At 67.5% G+C, this 18,473-nt stretch carries 19 protein-coding genes; 10 read left to right on the top strand and 9 right to left on the bottom strand.

What is annotated here, in order from left to right:
• Positions 1 to 45: 45 nt before the first annotated feature.
• From VFY73_RS28590 to VFY73_RS28580, 3 genes are all read left to right on the top strand, one after another.
• A complete protein-coding gene (locus tag VFY73_RS28590; protein WP_329724990.1) occupies positions 46 to 1,131 on the top strand; it encodes a DUF748 domain-containing protein in 1,086 nt (361 codons plus the stop codon).
• A gap of 178 nt (positions 1,132 to 1,309) precedes the next feature.
• Positions 1,310 to 2,605, top strand: coding sequence for a M20/M25/M40 family metallo-hydrolase (locus VFY73_RS28585; RefSeq protein ID WP_329724989.1), 1,296 nt, complete (start codon positions 1,310 to 1,312; stop codon positions 2,603 to 2,605).
• Between the two features lie 267 nt (positions 2,606 to 2,872).
• Positions 2,873 to 5,239 (top strand): YgiQ family radical SAM protein, encoded by a 2,367-nt coding sequence (locus VFY73_RS28580; protein WP_329724999.1) that lies wholly within the window; start codon positions 2,873 to 2,875, stop codon positions 5,237 to 5,239.
• Between the two features lie 12 nt (positions 5,240 to 5,251).
• Here VFY73_RS28580 and ftrA read toward each other — a convergent pair whose 3' ends face one another.
• Entirely contained in the window at positions 5,252 to 6,214 is a 963-nt protein-coding gene (gene ftrA, locus VFY73_RS28575) for a transcriptional regulator FtrA (RefSeq protein ID WP_329724988.1), read from the bottom strand.
• A 96-nt stretch (positions 6,215 to 6,310) separates the two neighbouring features.
• On the opposite strand from ftrA, the gene VFY73_RS28570 reads away from it, so the two are divergent.
• On the top strand, positions 6,311 to 6,754 hold the full coding sequence (locus VFY73_RS28570) for a rhodanese-like domain-containing protein (protein WP_329724987.1): 444 nt from the start codon (positions 6,311 to 6,313) through the stop codon (positions 6,752 to 6,754).
• Positions 6,755 to 6,798: 44 nt separating this feature from the next.
• Here VFY73_RS28570 and VFY73_RS28565 read toward each other — a convergent pair whose 3' ends face one another.
• The 3 genes from VFY73_RS28565 to VFY73_RS28555 all read right to left on the bottom strand — a co-directional run bounded on the left by VFY73_RS28565 (position 6,799) and on the right by VFY73_RS28555 (position 9,405).
• Complete coding sequence (locus tag VFY73_RS28565; protein WP_329724986.1) at positions 6,799 to 8,451, bottom strand: S10 family peptidase; 1,653 nt, start codon at positions 8,449 to 8,451, stop codon at positions 6,799 to 6,801.
• A gap of 76 nt (positions 8,452 to 8,527) precedes the next feature.
• On the bottom strand, positions 8,528 to 9,142 hold the full coding sequence (locus VFY73_RS28560; RefSeq protein ID WP_329724985.1) for a GNAT family N-acetyltransferase: 615 nt from the start codon (positions 9,140 to 9,142) through the stop codon (positions 8,528 to 8,530).
• The gene (locus VFY73_RS28555; protein WP_329724984.1) at positions 9,142 to 9,405 is read right to left on the bottom strand and encodes a DUF2917 domain-containing protein; all 264 of its coding nucleotides are present in this window, start codon (positions 9,403 to 9,405) and stop codon (positions 9,142 to 9,144) included. The genes VFY73_RS28560 and VFY73_RS28555 overlap by 1 nt, the downstream gene beginning before the upstream one ends.
• Before the next feature lie 143 nt (positions 9,406 to 9,548).
• Here VFY73_RS28555 and gcvA point away from each other — a divergent pair, with 143 nt between their 5' ends.
• Positions 9,549 to 10,511, top strand: a complete 963-nt coding sequence (gene gcvA, locus VFY73_RS28550) for a transcriptional regulator GcvA (RefSeq protein WP_329724983.1) — start codon at positions 9,549 to 9,551, stop codon at positions 10,509 to 10,511.
• 25 nt (positions 10,512 to 10,536) lie between these two features.
• Here gcvA and VFY73_RS28545 read toward each other — a convergent pair whose 3' ends face one another.
• The gene (locus VFY73_RS28545) at positions 10,537 to 10,929 is read right to left on the bottom strand and encodes a DUF5329 domain-containing protein (protein ID WP_329724982.1); all 393 of its coding nucleotides are present in this window, start codon (positions 10,927 to 10,929) and stop codon (positions 10,537 to 10,539) included.
• Positions 10,930 to 10,942: 13 nt separating this feature from the next.
• Positions 10,943 to 11,581, bottom strand: coding sequence for a glutathione S-transferase (locus tag VFY73_RS28540; RefSeq protein ID WP_329724981.1), 639 nt, complete (start codon positions 11,579 to 11,581; stop codon positions 10,943 to 10,945).
• Positions 11,582 to 11,883: 302 nt separating this feature from the next.
• Here VFY73_RS28540 and VFY73_RS28535 point away from each other — a divergent pair, with 302 nt between their 5' ends.
• Positions 11,884 to 12,903, top strand: coding sequence for a hypothetical protein (locus VFY73_RS28535; RefSeq protein WP_329724980.1), 1,020 nt, complete (start codon positions 11,884 to 11,886; stop codon positions 12,901 to 12,903).
• Between the two features lie 4 nt (positions 12,904 to 12,907).
• Here VFY73_RS28535 and VFY73_RS28530 read toward each other — a convergent pair whose 3' ends face one another.
• The gene (locus VFY73_RS28530) at positions 12,908 to 14,161 is read right to left on the bottom strand and encodes an amidohydrolase family protein (protein ID WP_329724979.1); all 1,254 of its coding nucleotides are present in this window, start codon (positions 14,159 to 14,161) and stop codon (positions 12,908 to 12,910) included.
• A 13-nt stretch (positions 14,162 to 14,174) separates the two neighbouring features.
• Positions 14,175 to 14,714, bottom strand: coding sequence for a PadR family transcriptional regulator (locus tag VFY73_RS28525; protein WP_329724978.1), 540 nt, complete (start codon positions 14,712 to 14,714; stop codon positions 14,175 to 14,177).
• A gap of 109 nt (positions 14,715 to 14,823) precedes the next feature.
• Between VFY73_RS28525 and VFY73_RS28520 the strand changes: the two genes are divergently transcribed.
• From VFY73_RS28520 to VFY73_RS28505, 4 genes are all read left to right on the top strand, one after another.
• The gene (locus VFY73_RS28520) at positions 14,824 to 16,845 is read left to right on the top strand and encodes an NADPH-dependent 2,4-dienoyl-CoA reductase (protein WP_329724977.1); all 2,022 of its coding nucleotides are present in this window, start codon (positions 14,824 to 14,826) and stop codon (positions 16,843 to 16,845) included.
• Positions 16,846 to 16,862: 17 nt separating this feature from the next.
• Positions 16,863 to 17,303, top strand: a complete 441-nt coding sequence (locus tag VFY73_RS28515) for a nuclear transport factor 2 family protein (protein ID WP_329724976.1) — start codon at positions 16,863 to 16,865, stop codon at positions 17,301 to 17,303.
• 393 nt (positions 17,304 to 17,696) lie between these two features.
• The gene (gene cspE, locus VFY73_RS28510; protein WP_329724998.1) at positions 17,697 to 17,909 is read left to right on the top strand and encodes a transcription antiterminator/RNA stability regulator CspE; all 213 of its coding nucleotides are present in this window, start codon (positions 17,697 to 17,699) and stop codon (positions 17,907 to 17,909) included.
• Positions 17,910 to 17,985: 76 nt separating this feature from the next.
• The gene (locus VFY73_RS28505) at positions 17,986 to 18,231 is read left to right on the top strand and encodes a hypothetical protein (RefSeq protein ID WP_329724975.1); all 246 of its coding nucleotides are present in this window, start codon (positions 17,986 to 17,988) and stop codon (positions 18,229 to 18,231) included.
• Positions 18,232 to 18,246: 15 nt separating this feature from the next.
• On the opposite strand, the gene VFY73_RS28500 is transcribed toward VFY73_RS28505, so the two are convergent.
• Complete coding sequence (locus tag VFY73_RS28500; RefSeq protein ID WP_329724974.1) at positions 18,247 to 18,465, bottom strand: hypothetical protein; 219 nt, start codon at positions 18,463 to 18,465, stop codon at positions 18,247 to 18,249.
• Positions 18,466 to 18,473 lie beyond the last annotated feature (8 nt).

Here is an 18,473-nt window from a genome sequence, read left to right as displayed (position 1 = left end):
CGACCGGTGACAACTGGCCGACGGGCAGCAACCGAAAATAACGCCATGCCCGTTCGCCGAAAGCTCGTTCTCGCCCTGATCGCCCTGCTGCTGTTCGCTACCGTTGCCGCGGCCTACCACGTGGCCTTGCAACGCCTGCAGGGGGCACTGCTGCAGGCTCTCGGCCCGCGCGCCAGCGTCGGCGCGATCGAACTCGGCTGGTCCGGGCTGACGGTGCGCGACCTGCACGTCGGCGCCGGCCCCGGTTGGCCTGCGGGCGAGGAGCTGCACGCCGGCCGCGTGCGCGTGCGGCCTGACCTGGCCAGCGCGTTCGGTGGCTGGCGGGTGCAGCGAATCGAGATCGACGACGCCCGCATCGTGCTGTTTCGCGGTCGCGATGGCCGCCTGAACGTGTTGCCGTCGGTGCTGGGCGATGCCCGCAAGACGCCATCGACGCCCGCAGCAGCTGCGAGCGCCGCACCACCCACCCGCGTGCTGATCGATCACCTGGTGCTGAACCAGGTGCAGGTCGATCTCTACGATGCCAGCCTGCCGGGCCAGCGCGCACCACACCGCGTGCAACTGGCCGATCTGAACGCTCGGCTCAATCATCTCGCCGCCCCGACTTTCGACGAGCCGATGGCGATCACGCTGCAGGCCCTGCTCAAAGGCCCGACACAAGACGGCCAGTTGAGAATCGAGGGCGAGCTGACGCCGGCCACGCGCGAGGCCGATCTGAAGATCCGCCTGAATGGGGCCGACCTGCTGGCGCTGCAGCCCTACTTGCTGAAGGTGGCCGACGGAGGCATCAAGCACGGCCTGCTGGACCTGACGCTCGACGCCCGCGTGCACAAGCAGCAGTTGCGCGCCCCGGGCCAGGTGGTGCTGACGGGCCTGCAACTGGCCAGCGGCCGCGGCGTGATGGACCGCTTCGCCGGCCTGTCGCGCCAAGCCGTGCTGGCGGGGCTGGAGCGCAAAGGCCGCATCGAGATGAAGTTCACGCTCGAAGGCCGGCTCGATGACCCGTCGTTCTCGGTCAACGACAGCCTGGCCAAGCGTTTTGCCACCGGCCTGGCCGAGTCACTCGGCGTCAGCGTGTCGGGTGTCGTCGAAGGGGTCGGTGAGATGGTGAAGGGCTTGTTCGGCCGCTGACGCGCACGACGCCACGCGGCGATCAACCCACACGGCGATCACCGCGTCCTGGTTCGCACTCAGCGGGGCCACACCGGCCGCGCACCCGCTTGAGGATTGTTGAGCGAGCCGCCGCATCGCCGCCGATGAGCACTGCTACGGTTCGCCGCTCCAAAACAACTCTCAAGAAGAACCATTCATGCACCGTGCCCTCCGCCGCCCTTCGTCCCTGCCCAGCCGGCTTTCCCGGACGGCCGCTGGCGCGCTGCTGGCTGCCAGCACCGCTGCCCAGGCCGCCCCGGTGTGGGTGTCGATGGACGAAGCCGCCTACCAGCTGCTGCAGTCCCAACGCATCAACCACACCGAGGCCGAACGCCACGCCTTGCCCGCGGCGCTCGGCCGCCAGGCCAAGCCGGGCCATGATGCGCTGGTGATCCTGCGCGCCGATGACGACGACCTGCCGCGCCTGTCGCTGGCTGCGCACGGCGCGCTGCACCGTTGCGGCGGCTTCATGGTCCATGGTTCGCGCGAAGAGGCACGCCAAAGCGTCGCTGCGGCAGAGCGCCATCGGCGCGGCGAGCGCGTGAACCTGCTGGCCACCGTGCCCGACTACCGGCTGAACGACCAGGCCAAGGTCAACCCACTGTTGCCACAGCTGAAGGAAAGCGAGATCCTCGCGACGATCGCCAAGCTGCAGTCCTACACCAACCGCTACTACCGGCATAACGTGGGCGCCCGCGCATCGAACGAGCTGGCCGACAGCTGGCGCGCACTTGCCGCCGGCCGCACCGACGTGACGGTCAGCCAGTTCACGCACAAGTTCGCGCAGAAGTCAGTGATCCTCGAGATCCGCGGCACGGTCGCGCCGGACGAGATCGTCGTGATCGGCGGCCACCTCGACTCGATCACGCCGCAGGCCGTGATCCGCCCCGGTGGCAGGGCACCCGGCGCCGACGACGACGCATCCGGCATCGCGACGCTGCAAGAGGCGATGCGCGTGCTGCTGCAAAGCGGCTACAAGCCCGAGCGCACGATCCAGTTCATCGGCTACGCCGGCGAAGAAGCGGGCCTGCTCGGCTCGAAGGACATCGCCAAGGCCTACGCGGCACAGGGTCGCAACGTGGTGGGTGCGCTGCAACTCGACATGACCGACTACAAGGGCTCCAGCAGTGACATCACGCTGATCAGCGACTACACCGACACGACGCAGGACGACTTCGTGGCCGCGCTGGCCGCCGGTTACCTGCCGGAGCTGAAGGTCGTGCGCGACGTCTGCGGCTACGCCTGCTCTGACCACGCGTCGTGGACGGCCAACGGCTACGCCGCGTCGTTCCCCTTCGAGGCGGCCTTCGGTGAAGACAACCCGCACATCCACACCACCAAGGACAAGCTCGCCCAACTGGGCGATTCGGCCGCCCACGCGCTGAAATTCGCCCGCCTGGCGCTGGCCTACGCGGTCGAGCTGGGCAGCGACCACGGCCCAGCCGCTCGGTAGGCGACGCCCGCCGGCAGGCGCGCCGGCGACTCCGAAGGGCTTTTTCCCGCCCGGAGCCGCCGTCGTTACCCGCACGGTAGCGCTGGAACGCCATCACTGGGACAATACTGGGTTGGCGCCGCCTGAGCGCCTGGTCCGCCCGGCCTTTGCTTTCTGGCGGCTCTGACCGCCCCCCACCCTGTGACGACCACCGCCCCTGCGCGCCCTGCCGCGCCCGTTTCCCCTGCCACCGGCCGCGCCAAACCCGCAGCCGGTGCACCCAAGGCCATCACCGCTTACCGCCCGTATTGGGCCAAGCGATTCGGCACCGCGCCGTTCCTGCCGATGAGCCGCGCCGAGATGGACAAGCTCGGCTGGGACTCGTGCGACATCATCATCGTCACCGGCGACGCCTACGTCGACCACGCCAGCTTCGGCATGGCCGTCATCGGCCGCACGCTGGAGGCACAGGGCTTTCGCGTCGGCATCATTGCGCAGCCCGACTGGCAATCGGCCGACCCGTTCAAGGTGCTCGGCAAGCCGAACCTGTTCTTCGGCGTGACCGCCGGCAACATGGACTCGATGATCAACCGGTACACCGCCGACCGGAAGATCCGCAGCGACGACGCCTACACGCCCGGCAATGTCGGCGGCAAGCGCCCCGACCGCGCCAGCCTCGTCTACGCCCAGCGCTGCAAGGAGGCCTACAACGACGTGCCGATCGTGCTGGGCGGCATCGAAGGCTCGCTGCGCCGCATCGCGCACTACGACTACTGGCAGGACAAAGTCCGCCGCTCGATCCTCGTCGACGCCAAGGCCGACCTGCTGCTGTACGGCAACGCCGAGCGCGCGATCATCGAGATCGCCCACCGGCTGGCCGCGCGTGAACCAGTCGAGCACATCACCGACGTGCGGGGCACCGCGTTCATCCGCCGCCACGACGACCCGACCGCCGCCGGCTGGTTCGAGATCGATTCGACCGAGGTCGATCTGCCCGGCCGCATCGACGCGCACATCAACCCTTACCAGACCACCAGCGAGCAGGCCGAGGCCCAAGGCACGACCTGCGCCAAAGAGCAAGGCGAGGCCATGCCTTCGCCGGCCCCAGAGCCCGAGGTCAAGCCAATCAGCTTCGTGCGCCCATCGATGGCCAAGCCGCTGACCGGCCGGGTCGTGATGCCGCCACGCGAGAAGACGGTCATCCGCCTGCCGAGCTACGAGCAGGTCAAGAGCGACCCGGTGCTCTACGCCCACGCCAACCGCGTGCTGCACCTGGAGACCAACCCCGGCAACGCCCGCGCGCTTGTGCAGCGCCATGGCGAAGGCAAGACTGCGCGCGAGGTCTGGATCAACCCGCCGCCGATCCCGCTGAGCATGGCCGAAATGGACCATGTGTTCGACCTGCCGTATGCCCGCTCGCCGCACCCGGCCTATGCGGATGAAAAAGGCGGCCACGACGGCGCGACCAAGATCCCGGCCTGGGAGATGATCCGCTTCAGCGTGAACATCATGCGCGGCTGCTTCGGCGGCTGCACCTTCTGCTCGATCACCGAGCACGAGGGCCGCATCATCCAGAGCCGCTCGGAAGACTCGGTGATCCGCGAGATCGAGGAGATGCGTGACAAGGTCAAGGGCTTCACCGGTGTCGTCTCCGACCTCGGTGGCCCGACGGCCAACATGTACCGCCTGGCCTGCAAGAGCCCTGAGATCGAGGCCGCCTGCCGCAAGCCGAGCTGCGTCTACCCCGGCATCTGCCCGAACCTGAACACCGACCACGGTCCGCTGGTCAAGATGTACCGCCGCGCCCGGGCGCTGAAGGGCGTCAAGAAGATCCTGATCGGCTCGGGCCTGCGCTACGACCTGGCCGTGAAGTCGCCCGAGTACGTCAAAGAGCTCGTGCAGCACCACGTCGGCGGCTACCTGAAGATCGCGCCCGAGCACACCGAGAGCGGCCCGCTGTCGAAGATGATGAAGCCGGGCATCGGCGCCTACGACCAGTTCAAGGCGATGTTCGAGAAGTACAGCGCCGAAGCGGGCAAGGAACAGTTCCTGATCCCGTACTTCATCGCCGCGCACCCGGGCACCAGCGACGACGACATGATGAACCTGGCACTCTGGTTGAAGCGCAACGGCTTCCGCGCCGACCAGGTGCAGACGTTCTATCCCAGCCCGATGGCCACCGCGACCGCGATGTACCACACCGGCCGCAACCCGCTGAAGGGCATCCACCGCGACCCGAAGCGCGGCGGTGAGACGGTCGACATCGTGCGCGGCGAACGCCGCCGCCGGCTGCACAAGGCCTTCCTGCGCTACCACGATCCGAACAACTGGCCGCTGCTGCGCGAGGCGCTGAAGGACATGGGCCGCGCCGACCTGATCGGCAACGGCAAGCACCACCTGATCCCGACCTGGCAGCCCGCCACCGACGGCAGCTACCAGAGCGCGCGGCGTACCAATTCGACGCCGGCGCCCAATGCCAGGAAGGATGCGAAAAAGGGTGTCGTGATGAAGACGGCACAGCCGGTGAAGGGCCGCATCCTGACGCAGCACACCGGCTTGCCGCCACGGGACAACGGCAGCCGGCCGGCGCGGCCGGATGCCGGCCGCCCTGCGCGTCCCGCTGCGCCAGCGGCGCGCAAGCCCCGCTCGCGCTGATCGCCAGCGGCGTCAGGCCGCCGGTCTGGTTGCGAACTGGCGGCGGTAGGTCGCCGGGCTCACCCCGGTGACCAGCCGGAAGTGCCGGCGGAACGACTCTTCGGAGCCGAAGCCGGTGCGCTCGGCGATGTCGGCCATCGGGCGGCGCGAGGTCTCCAGCAGTTCGCGCGCAACAGCCACTCGCTCGCGCGTGACCCACTCCAGCGGCGTCAAACCTGCGGTCTCCTGAAACTGCCGCTGCAGCGTGCGCACGCTCATCGCCGCGCGTTTGGCGAGGCTGGCCGGCGTATGGGGCTGCGCGGGATGCGCACGCACCCAATCCATCAGCCGTGACAAGCGCGCCGCGTCGTCGACCGGCATCGGCCGCGGCACGAACTGCGCTTGGTCACCCAGCCGATGCGGAGGGATCACCAGCCGCTGCGCGACCTGGTTCGCAATTCGTGCACCGTGATCGCGCCGCACCAGGTGCAGCAGCATGTCCAACCCCGCGGCCGATCCGGCCGACGTGAGGATCTGCCCCTCGTCGACGTACAGCTCATTGGTGCGAACCTCGATCGTCGGATGACGCTCGCGCAGCTTGTCGGCATAGCGCCAATGCGTGGTGGCGGCCTTGCCATCCAGCAGGCCTGCCGCCGCGAGCACGAAGACGCCTGAGCAGATGCTGGCGAGCCGAGCGCCACGCTCATGAGCGCGGCGCAAGGCGCGCAGCAGCGGTTCAGGCGGCACCTCGTCAGCACCGCGCCACCCCGGGATCACGATCGTGTCGGCCTTCGCGAGCATCGCGAGCCCATGCGGCGCGACAACCTGTATGCCGCCGGCCGCCTTGATCGGCCCGAGCTCGACGGCACTCACGACGAAACGGTACCAGTCGACGCCGAGCTCGGGCCGCTCGAGCGAAAACATCTCGACGACACAGCCGAACTCGAAGGTGCACAGGCCGTCGTAGGCGAGCGCGGCAACGAGGTGATCCTTCATGTCGTTATCTTACCGACCAGTGTCGCTGCGGCCACTGTCGCGAATGACCGGCGGTTTCCACAATGGGCGCCATCCCCACCGACTGGAGCCTTGCAGATGACCACCCTCACCGCCGTAACCGCCATCGCCCCCGCGCCGTCCGCCGAGGCCTTGGCCCACTTCGAATCCGCGCTGCGCCTCGAGACCGACTGCTGGGATGTGCACGACGCGCTGTCGCGAGGCGCAGACTTCGTGCTGCTCGACGTGCGCAGCGCCGAGCTGTACGCCCGCGGCCATGTGCCCGGTGCGCTCCATTGGCCGCACGGCAAGCTCATCGAAGGCAAGCTTGTCGCCTACCCGGCGGACACCGTGTTCGTCGTCTACTGCGCCGGCCCGCACTGCAACGGCGCGCACCGTGGCGCGGTCCGCCTCGCCCGGCTCGGCCGCCCCGTCAAGCTGATGATCGGCGGCATCACCGGCTGGCGGGACGAAGGCTTTGCGCTGGCGACGGGCAGTGAACCGGGTTCGGTGCAGGCGGCGGATGCCGCCGTCGCAGGGTGAAAACCGCGGCGGTTCGCCGCGCCGATTGGCCGGCGAGCCAGCCGTCAACGCGTCAGGTTGTCCGTCGCCCGGATGAACCTGGCCACCTCGTCGTGCAGCAGCTTCAGCGACGCCGGATCGTCGTACATCATGTGGCCGGCCGGGTAGTGCCGGACCTCGATGTTGTTGCGCAGCGCGGGCGGCAGCGACAGCTGCTCGAGCTCGAACTCGGCGGCGAAGAAAGTCGTCGCGAGGTCGTAGTAGCCGGCGTGCATCTGTACCTTCAACCGGGGGTTGATCTTCATGGCCGCGGCGAGGTCCGGCATCACGTTGACGGACTGTGACAGCGGAAAGTCGAGGCCCGGTGGCTGGTGGCGCCAGTCCCAGTCGCGCCAGACGTCGATCTCCGGCTTGTAGACCATGTCGCCGCCGAACTTCAGCGTCGTGCGCAGGTAGTGGTTGTAGGCCGCCACGTAGGCGGGGCTGATCGCGGCCGACTGCGCGTCGTAGTCGGCCTCCTTGCTCATGCGATCGATCGCCGGGCCGGCGTAGCGGGTGTCGAATCGGCCGACGACCTGGCCCAGATCGTCCAGCAGGTTCTGCGCGAACATGCCGCCGTTGATGCGCAGGTCGGCCTTGTCGATGTAGGCGGGTTTCAGGCCGGTGTAGCGGGCCAGTTGCTCGATCACCTGGCGACGCTTGTCGGCAGCGAGCTTGCTGCCCGCCTGCAGGGCCTGCAGGTAGTCGCCCAACGCGAACTGGCGCACCTCGGCCAGCAGTGGCTCGAGGGCGGCGCCGTCCTTCGGGAACGCCGGTAGGCGACGGTGATACCAGGCCGTTGCCGCATAGCTGGGCAGGGCCAGCGCATAGGGCAGGTCGATGCCGGGGTTGAACTGCGCCTCGTCGACCGAGAGGTTGAAGTTCAGGATCTGCGACAGCAGGATCACCCCATTCAGGTCGATGTTCTCCTTGTGCTGCAGGCGTGCTGCCAGCACTGCACTGCGGGTGGTGCCATAGCTCTCGCCGAACAGGTACTTCGGCGCGTTCCACAGCTGGTGCCGGGTCAGGAACTTCTGGATGAACTGGGCGAAGGCGCGCGCGTCCTGATCGACGCCGTAGAACTCCTTCTCCATCTCCTTCTGCTTTTCGCGCTCTTTCTCCTTGTCCTTGTCGACCGCGACGACGCGGCCGAAGCCGGTGCCGGGTGCATCGATGAAAACGAGGTCGGTGGCATCGAGCAGCGAGAACTCGTTGTCGACGACCTTGTAGGGCGCCGCCGGGCCACGCAGCCCGTTGGCGGTGACGACGCGCTGCGGGCCGAACGCGCCCATGTGCAGCCACAAGGTGGCCGATCCCGGGCCACCGTTGTAGAGGAAGGTCACCGGCCTCGGCGTGCTCGACGAGCCGCCGCGCCTGAAGTAGGCCACGTACGACATCGACGCGCCGGGCTCTTCCTTGCTGTGGTCGATGGCCATCAGGCCAGCGATCGCGCGGTAGTCGACGCGCTGGCCGCCGACCTGCACCGAGCCCGTCGTCTCGCGCTGGCTTTCACGCAGGCGCGGGTCGTTCGCGGCGCCAGAGAGCTTGTCCTCATCGTCCGGGGCCGATGCCGGCCGCTGCGGCGCGTCGACCGGCTTGTTGGTGGACCAGGCGGCCGAGGACAGCGTGGCCAGTGCGAGGCCGACGGCCAGCCAGGCGCGGGTCTTGTGAGCTTGCATGAGGCGATGTGCCGTTGACCGGCTTGTTGTGCGAGGCCGGCATCATCGCCCAGGTGCGGCCCTCTCGGCTGCCGCGTCAGCCGGTGCCGAGCTCGTAGACCACTTGCACCAACTGCGGGCCGTCAGGGTGCGGCCGTGTGTGGGCGCCCAGGCCACGCATCAGCACCAGCATGCGACGGTTTTCGGGCAGCACGTCACCCACGAGCGCGCGGATGGCCTGCCCGCGCGCATGGCGGGCCAGCCGGTCCATCAGCGTGCGGCCGAGGCCCAGGCTCTGCCAGTCGTCGGCGACAGCGATCGCAAACTCGGCCTCGTCGGGTTGCTCGGCACTGCGCACATAGCGCGCGTCGGCCACCAGCGGCAGCGGCGGCAGCACCGCGCGGTCGCCGTCGGCCAGCACCTCGGCCACCAGTGCCACATGGTCGCGGTGGTCGATCTCGGTCATCTGGCGCAGCATCGACGGGCTCAGCTGGCGCAGGCCAACGTGGAAGCGCTTGTGGCGCGTGGCCAGCGACAGCCCGCCGACGAAAGCCTGCTCGGCATCGGCGTCGTGCGGCGCGATCGGGCGCAACAGCACAGTGCGACGGCCGGGCAAGGACAGGCGTTCTTCCCGCGGTGGCGCGGTGCCCGTGCGGGCCGAAGGCGCGGCTTCGGGCCGCAGCGCAGCCAGCCAATGGAAGGCGACGTCCATCACAGCGTCTCGACCGCAAGGGCGTCTTCCGCCGGACGCAGCTCCAGCACCGCCGGGCCACCCAAGGCCTCGACCAGCAGCGACGCATCGCTCGCCACGTCGAAGCCATCGCCGGCTTCGAGCACGATGTCGCGCGGGTCGTTGTCGATGGTCACCCACAGCGTGCCGGCGGCGCTGGTCAGGTGGGCCGAGCCGGCGTCGGTCAGGCGGGTGCTCTGGCCGCGTTCGAGCAGCATCCGGGTGCGGGCGGTGGCGATCAACATGGTGTGCTCCTGGTGGGAACGGGGTCTATGCGTGGTTCGCATGCATTCGGCGCTTGCTTTTGCGTCGCCGTGGGCCGAATAATCCCGCGTGACGGCATGCGCTGACAAACGATAGTTGCGCATGCCATGCATTCCTGTGGCGCATGCAAAACAAACCAATCGATCGCCTGCCCCCGCTGGACCTGCTGGCCTCGTTCGAGGCGGCGGCCCGGCACCTGAGCTTCACGCGGGCCGCGGCGGAGCGTTTCGTCACGCAATCGGCGATGAGCCGGCAGATGCGCGCACTGGAGGACGAACTCGGCGTGTCGCTGTTCACCCGCCAGCACCGGGCGCTGGTGCTGACGCCCGATGGCCAGCGCCTGCTGGCCGCATGCACCGCCGCGCTCGGCATCTTGCGCGGCGCCATCCGTGACATCCGCGCTCCTAACAGGCGCGAAGTGCTGTCATTGACCACCACGCCCGGCTTTGCCGCGCTGTGGCTGATTCCCCGGCTGACCGCCTTCACCCGCGCCCACCCGGGCATCGACGTGCGGCTGGACGCGACGCTGGAGAACCGCCATCTGGCCGCCGACGGCTTCGACCTTGCGATCCGCTATGCCAAGGTCGGCACGCCTGGCGGCGGCGTGAGGCTGTTCGAGGAGTCGATGCTGCCGGTGTGCAGCCCACGACTGGTGGCCGAGCTGGCCATTCCCTTGCGCAAACCGGCCGACCTGGCCCACCACACGCTGCTGCACATGGCGCTGGACGACAACGCCGGTGGCATGCCGGTGGAGTGGGAAAGCTGGTTCACCAGCTGGGGCCTGGCCGATCTGCAACCGGCGGCGCAACTGAGCTTCACCAGCTACGCCGAAGCGATCACCGCCGCGGTCGCCGGCCAGGGCGTGGCGATGGGCCGGCGACCGCTGGTCGATGCGTTGCTGGCCAATGGCCAGTTGGTCACACCGTTCGAGGCGCAGCTCGCCTCGCCGCGGGCCTACCAGCTGATCATCGACCCCGCGGCGCGCAGCCGGCCCGCGGTGCGCGCGCTGGAACAGTGGTTGCTAGCCGAGGCAGCACGCAGCGCACGCGGCGGCGCCAGACCGGCGGCAGCGCACGCCCCGCACTGACGGGCCGCCGCCGCGGCGTGCCGCGTCAACGCGACACGGCGGCGGACGCTGCTGGCGCGGCCGGCGCCGAACGCAGGGCCTGCAATTGCGAGGTGAGCCAGCTGGCGCTGGGCACGGCGGCGGCCTGGCCGCACCTCACCTCGTACGCCCGGCCACTCATGCTGCTGCGGGCGGCGGCCAGCTCGATGAACTGCTCGGTTTTGGCCACCGTCGTCTGCCGCTCGACGGCGTCGAGCTTCTTCAGCAAGTGCGTCTTGGCTTCGGCGCCGCTGTGCCAGTCACCGTTGCGGTTGAACTGGCAGCCCGAGCTTTCCAGCCGCGTCATCAAGGCATTGATCTCGGCACGCACCGGCGCCGGTGTCGGGCCGGCCCAGGCCGGCATCGTCATCAGGGCGGCCCCGAAGGCCAGGGCCGCCATCCCGTGCATCCGATCAAACATTCTTCTGAACGAGCCCTTCACCATGCGGTGCCGCGCGGAACGCTGGTGTCTGTTCTGCCTGATCCGACCAGGCCGACAAGGCCGGGAAGGCCTCGGCCTGCACGACCTCCGGCAGCATGCGCTGGATGAAGTGCCATGCCACCGCGGTGCTGACGCCCGCCTGGTCCAGCCGAGCCGGCGGCGGTGCGAAGGGGTGGCGACCCACGGCGTCGTCGAGCTTCTGGCAGGCCGCGTGCAGCTGGCCGGTGACGCGGTCCAGCCACGGCTGGTGCTGCTTGTCGGCCGGCCGCAGCTCACGCTCGTAGACGATCTGCACCGCCTTTTCGCAAGCGGCCAACGCCAGACCGATGCGATGCAGCGCGTGCTGTCGATCGGGCAGCGTCGGCGGCATCAACCGCCGTTCGGGCGCGGCCAGCGTCTCGGCGTAGTCGAGGATCAGCGACGAATCCATCAGGATCTCGCCGTCGTCACAGACCAGCGTCGGCGCCTTGACCACCGGATTGATTTCGCTGAAGTGCTTGAAGGTCCGAAAGACCGACAGGTTGTGGTGCTCGAAGCGAAGGCCGAGCAATTGCAGCGATATCGCGACTCGCCGCACATACGGTGAATCCAGCATGCCGATCAGTTGCATGGTGTCTCCTTGAGGTGGATCGAAAAGGTAGACGTTGGCACTCTGCGCAAGTTCAGTGAACCGCGCATTTCACCGATCTTCATGCGCTTCGTGCCGGCGTGTCCAGCACCCACCCTGCTGCCAGCAGGCCAAGCGCTTCATCGCCCATTGAAACATGTGCTTGCCAATACAGGTAGAACTGCGGGTCGAACCGGGTAGTTCGGCGGATTGCCTGGCCCCGCAAGCGCCGCAGAAGATCGCGGCTCTCGTCGTGTGCCCGGTGCAGCGACGCCGTTCAACCCCCACTGCGGATGAATCCAGCCATGACGTTCTCGATGGTTCGGGCCTGGCCAGGCATGCTGATGGCTGCGACGCTGATGCTTGGCGCAACGCCAGCGCAAGCCACCAAATATTCGGTCCATGACGCGGCCGGGCTGCAGTCGGCCCTGGGCAAGGTCGTGCCGGGTGATGTGATCGTGCTGGCGGCGGGCACCTACCGCGGCAGCTTCGTCGCCACGCGCAGTGGCGCCAAGGGCAACCCGATCACGCTGAAGGGCCCGGCCGGCGCGGTGCTGACCAACAGTGGTTACGGCTTCAGCCTGAAGGCCAACTACTGGAAGCTCGTCGGCTTCACGGTCGACGGCGCCTCCAAAGGCATCGTGCTGGACAACGCCCACAACAACCTGCTGACCCGTCTGACGGTGAAGAACATCCAGCAGGAAGGCATTCACTTTCGCACCTTCAGCAGCGACAACGTGCTGCGCGACAGCCTGGTGCGCGACGTCGGCTTGGGCACGCCCGGCTACGGCGAAGGCGTTTACGTCGGCTCGGCCGTGTCGAACTGGGACACCTACACCGACGGCAAACCCGACACCAGCGACCGCAACTGCATCGCCAACAACCGCATCGGCCCGGGCGTCACCGCCGAAGGCATCGACCTGAAGGAAGGCACGACCGGAGGCATCGTCGTCGGCAACACCTACGACGCGACCGGCATCTCGGGCGAGAACTACGGCGACAGCTTCATCGACGCCAAGGGCAACGGCTACCACATCTACGGCAACACGGTCAGCAACCCCGGCAAGACCGGCGTGTTGAAGGACGGCTTCCAGACCCATGTCGCCTACACCGGCTACGGCAAGGACAACATCTTCCAGGCCAACACCGTCGACCTGCAGTCCAGCGGCTACGGCTTCTACATCACCACCTCGGGCACCGGCAACAAGGTCTGCACCGACAACACCGTGACGCATGCCGGCTCAGGCACCGCCAACGTGTCGTTGACCAGTTGCTCGAACCCGGCGCCGGTGTGCCCGAAGGTGCTGTACCAGCCGTTGCACTGACTGCTCAGGCAGCGGGTCGCTTGACCAACTCGCCGGCCCGCACGATGGCCTTCAAGTGACGGCCATCGTCGGCGAGCAGGCCGATGTCCTTCAGCGGATCGCCATCGACCAGCAGCAGATCGGCCTGCGCGCCCGTTGCGATGCAGCCGATCTGGCCTTGCATCATCAGCATCTCGGCCGCCATGGAGGTGGCCTGGCGCAGGATCTCGATCGGTGAGAAGACCTGCGCGCGCAGCGTGAACTCGCGGCACTGGTCGGTGTAGGTGCGGCCGAGCAGGTCGGTGCCGAAGCAGACCTTCACGCCTGCGCGGTGCATCGCATCCAGCCCGGTGATCGCCTGCTGGAAGACCTGCTCGACCTTGGCCTGGCTCTGCGGCGGAAAGCCCAGCGAACGGCCCTGCTCGACCAGCGCGAAGATGATCGACATCGTCGGCACGATGTAGGCACCGCGCTCGGCGACGAAGCGTGCCGTGTCGTCGTCGATCAGCGTGCCGTGCTCGATGCTGCGCACGCCGAACTCGACGCAGCGGCGCACCGCGCTGGCCGGATGGCAATGCGCCGAGACATAGCTTCTCCGCTCAGCGCATTCGTTGACGATCGCACGGATCTCGTCCTCGCGGTACTGGTTCATCCAGATCGGATCGGTCGGCGACGCGACACCACCCGAGCCCATGATCTTGATGCAGTGCGCACCCTGGCGGAGCTCCTCGCGCGTCGCGCGAATGCAGGCATCGACCCCATCGGCGATCACCGCGAAGGTGTTGGCCAGCGGCGAGCCGGCGCAACCGCACACCGATTCATAGCGCGGCCGTTCTTCGATCGGCCGCATGTCGCCGTGGCCACCGGTCATCGACAGGATCTTGCCGGAGTACAGGTAGCGTGGTCCCTGCAGCAACCCGTCGGCCAGCGCGCGCCACAGCGAGTGGTTGCCGCCGCCGATGTCGCGCACCGTCGTGAAGCCGCAGGACAGCGCGTGGCCCAGCATGCGCACCGCGTGCGCCGTGCGGTAGGCCTCGCCCATCGCATCGATCTTCGCCACCGCCACGTCGCTCGCGAACGCGTGCACGTGGCAGTCGATCAGGCCCGGCATCAGCGTGCCGCCGGCGCAGTCGATGATCGGCGTGTCTTCAGGCGCGATCAATGGCGTGGCCGAAATCTCCTGGATCAGTCCATCGGCGGCGCGCAGCCACATCCCCTCGGCACAATCGGCGTTCGTGCCATCGAAGACGCGAGCGTTCTTGAACAACAGTGAACTCATCGGTCTCCCTTGGTCAGGCAGCGGGGCGCGCCAGCACGGCCAGCGCTTCGTTCAGAAACTCGATCCAGTTCGCTTCGAAGCGGATGCCGGCCTTCAGCACGAGATGCTGCAGCGCTGTTTCGCGGCCTTGCGGCACGTCCGCCGGAAAGTCACGCGCTTCGATGTTCCGATAGAGCGCGAGCTTTTCCTCGTGCATCGCCAGCCGGTGGCGAATCTGCTTGTCCAGGCCCGTCGGACCGATGGCCGCTTCGGCACGCAGCCTCACCATCAGTTCGTCCCGCATCCCGGCTGGATCGTGCGCCTGCACGATCCAGCGCTTCAGCTCCTTGCGGCCGCTGGGCAGGAGGCGGTAGGCGCGCTTGCGTCCACGCGTCGACTCTTCAGGCAGAGACTCGATGAAGCCCGCTTCTTCGAGCCGCGCCAGCTCACGGTAGATCTGCTGGTGGGTCGCCTGCCAGAAATAGCCGATCGACTTGTCGAAGCGCGCCGCCAGCTCGGAGCCGGAATTCGTGCGTTCAGCCAATGCGGTGAGCAGAGCGTGCGGAAGTGACATAGGGCGAGGTTACCGTCCGTTGATTCAAGGGTTTACCCCAGTCTGCCGTTTATGCAACTGGTTGCATAGTCAGGACAACGTTTATGCAACCAGTTGCATTGAGAGAGTCATGACCCACTATCCGCACCTCCTGAAGCCCCTCGATCTCGGATTCACCACGCTGAAGAACCGCGTCCTGATGGGCTCGATGCACGTCGGGCTCGAAGAGGCACCGAACGGCTTCCAGCGCATGGCGGCGTTCTACGCTGAGCGCGCACGCGGCGAGGTCGGCCTGATCGTCACCGGCGGCATAGCGCCGAACGAGCGCGGCCGGCCGATGCACGGTGGCGCGAAGCTGACCAACGAAGACGAAGCGAATCGTCATCTCCCGATCACGCAGGCGGTGCACGCCGAAGGCGGCAAGATCGCGATGCAGATCCTGCATTTCGGCCGCTACTCCTACGATCCCAAGCTGGTGGCGCCGAGTGCGCTGCAAGCGCCGATCAACCCCTTCGTGCCGCACGCGCTGAGCAGCGACGAGGTCGAAGAGACGATCGAGGACTTCGTCAACTGCGCCGCGCTGGCCCAGCACGCCGGCTACGACGGCGTCGAGATCATGGGCTCCGAGGGTTACCTGATCAACGAGTTCATCGCCGCGCGCACGAACCATCGTGACGACGAGTGGGGCGGCGCTTACGAGAACCGCATCCGCTTCCCGGTCGAGATCGTGCGCCGCGTGCGCGAGCGTGTCGGCCCGAACTTCATCCTGATCTACCGCCTGTCGATGCTCGACCTGGTCGAAGGCGGCTCGACGCTCGAAGAGGTGATCCAGCTCGCGCAGGCCATCGAACGCGCCGGTGCGACGATCATCAACACCGGTATCGGCTGGCACGAAGCGCGCATCCCGACCATCGCCACCAAGGTGCCGCGCGGCGCGTTCGGCTGGGTCACGCAGCGGCTCATGGGCCGCGTCGGCATTCCGCTGGTCGCGACCAACCGCATCAACACGCCGGAGATCGCCGAGCAACTGCTGGCCGACGGCGCGTGCGACATGGTCTCGATGGCGCGCCCGTTCCTGGCCGATTCGCAGTTCGTCCGCAAGGCCCGCGAAGGCCGCGCCGACGAGATCAACACCTGCATCGGCTGCAACCAGGCCTGCCTCGACCACACCTTCGCCGGCAAGATCACCTCGTGCCTGGTGAACCCGCGCGCCTGCCACGAGACCGAGCTGGTCATCAAGCCCGCTGAAGCGCGCAAGCGCGTCGCCGTCGTCGGCGCCGGGCCGGCGGGCCTGAGCTGTGCTGTGACCGCCGCCGAGCGCGGCCACGCGGTCACGCTGATCGAGGCCGGTTCGGAGATCGGCGGCCAGTTCAACATCGCCAAGCGCATCCCGGGCAAGGAAGAGTTCCACGAGACGCTGCGCTACTTCCAGCGCCAGATCGAGCTGCACGGCGTCGAGCTGCGGCTGAACACCCGCGCCACGGCCGAGTCGCTCGCGAAGGAAGGCTTCGACGACATCGTGATCGCCACCGGCATCGTCCCGCGCAAGCCGGCGATCGACGGCGTCGACCACTCCAAGTCGCTCAGCTATCTCGATGTGCTGCGAGACGGCAAGGCCGTGGGCAAGACCGTCGCGATCGTCGGCGCCGGCGGCATCGGTTTCGACGTGGCCGAGTACCTGACGCACAGCGGCGCCAGCGCGAGCCAGAACCCGGTGAAGTTCTTCGCCGAATGGGGCGTCGACACCAGCTACGCCACCGCTGGCGGCTTACGCAAGCCGCACCTCGAACAACCGCCGCGCAAGGTGCACCTGCTGCAGCGCAAGAAGTCCAAGGTCGGCGACCAGCTCGGCAAGACCACCGGCTGGATCCACCGCACGGCGCTGAAGGCGCGTGGTGTCGGCATGACCTCGTCGGTCAACTACCAGCGCATCGACGACGCCGGCCTGCATGTCGCAGTCGACGGCGTCGAGCAGACGCTGCCGGTCGACCACGTGGTGATCTGCGCGGGCCAGGAGCCGCTGCGCGAGTTGCACGACCAACTACAGGCGGCCGGCCACAGGGTGCACCTGATCGGCGGTGCCCACGAAGCGGCCGAGCTCGATGCCAAGCGCGCGATCGCGCAAGGCACCACCCTTGCCGCCGTTCTTTGAGCATCCAGGAGACCTCGATGATGCAAGCTCCGAAGCACCTCCACCCCGCCGTCGCCCAGTCGCTCGACAAGTGGCACACGCTGGTCGCCCGCCAGGACCTCGACGCGCTCGAAGCCATCGTCCACCCCGAGGCGGTGTTCCGCTCGCCGATGGCCTTCAACCCCTACGGCCCGGCACCGGCGCTGCTGCTGGCGCTGCGCACGGTGATCACGATCTTCGAGGATTTCACCTACCACCGTCAGTTCGGCAGCGAAGACGGGTTGAACGTGGTGCTGGAGTTCAGCGCCGTGGTCGACGGCAAGCAACTCAAGGGCATCGACATGATCCGCTTCGACGAGCAAGGCCGCATCGTCGAGTTCGAGGTGATGATCCGCCCGCTGAACGCACTGCAAGCGCTTGGCGCCGCGATGGGCGCGCGGCTCGGCCAGGTGCTGCCCGGGTTCAAGCAGAAAGCCTGATCGGCCCCACTGCGCGGTTGCTCAGGCGGGCGGCTCGACGTGCCTCGGCGGCCGGTGAAGGGCAGCTGCGCGCCTCGCCCGGGCCCTTGAGGCGGGCGTGGATTTGACGGGCGCCGGCGAGGTCATTCGCCTTCTGGGCCTCGTCAGGCCTGAATCCGCGACGAACCAGCAAGCGCCGGACGCAGTTTGGCAAAGCGAAGTTTGTTTTCGAGATTTCCGGCACGCTGGCCCGTAACCAAGTACATTCGGCCTGTAGGCATGCTCAGGACCGTCTCTCGTAGGTCTCTTCTTCTCGTCGGTCGTTCTGGCCGGTCTGTCGAAATCCATCAGGTGAATCTCTTGGCGTCTCTGCATGCGTTGGCATGTGCTGCGCATCACTTGAAAGGAATCGATATGACAATGGAAACTGGCACCGTGAAGTGGTTCAACGAAGGCAAGGGTTTTGGGTTCATCGCGCCCGACAGCGGCGGCAAGGACCTGTTTGCCCACTTCAGCGAAATCAAGGGCAGCGGGTTCAAGACCCTGGCCGAAAGCCAGCGCGTCGAGTTTGAAGTGACCCAGGGCCAAAAAGGCCTGCAGGCTTCGAACATTCGTGCAGTCGGCTGATTGACACGCCTGGCTCGCAAGCGAGCCAGCCAGCAAAACCGCGGCCCCGTCCGCGGTTTTTTCATTGGAGCACGACATGAAGAACCTGCAGGAAGCCACCGAGATGATCTGCGACCTGAAGGGCAGCCTGGTGGCCATCGACGCGTTGTTCACCGCGCTGGTGCGCCAGTTGCCTGCCCAGTCGCGAGACGAGCTGATGCGGGCGTACTCAGTGCATGCCGAAGTGGCCCGCACCGTGCTGCTGCACACCCCCATCTCAGACTTCACGGTGGCCGCGTTCGAGCGCGACGTCTCACGCATGTCGACTGTCATCGCCGCGTGAACCGACGACCACGCACTATTTGGACACGTTGAGGAACGGTATCGGCGCACCGGCGTAATTGGCGGTCGGCAGCTGGCCACTCGAATTGTCGGTCTTGCCCTCCTCGACCTCGATGCGCCGCAGCTCCAGCACGTCCTTGTTGTGCGCCAGCGGGGCGTTCTGCACCCGAAGCGCCTCGGCTTGCGCCTTGGAAATCGTCAGGTTGGCATAGGCCTCCCCGTGGGCTTCTACCATGCGGGCCA

It is taken from the genome of Ideonella sp. (assembly GCF_036277275.1).
Taxonomy (GTDB): Bacteria; Pseudomonadota; Gammaproteobacteria; order Burkholderiales; family Burkholderiaceae_C; genus Ideonella.
The sequence above is the reverse complement of the archived record's forward strand: the minus strand, read 5'-3'. Positions and strand labels throughout refer to the sequence as shown.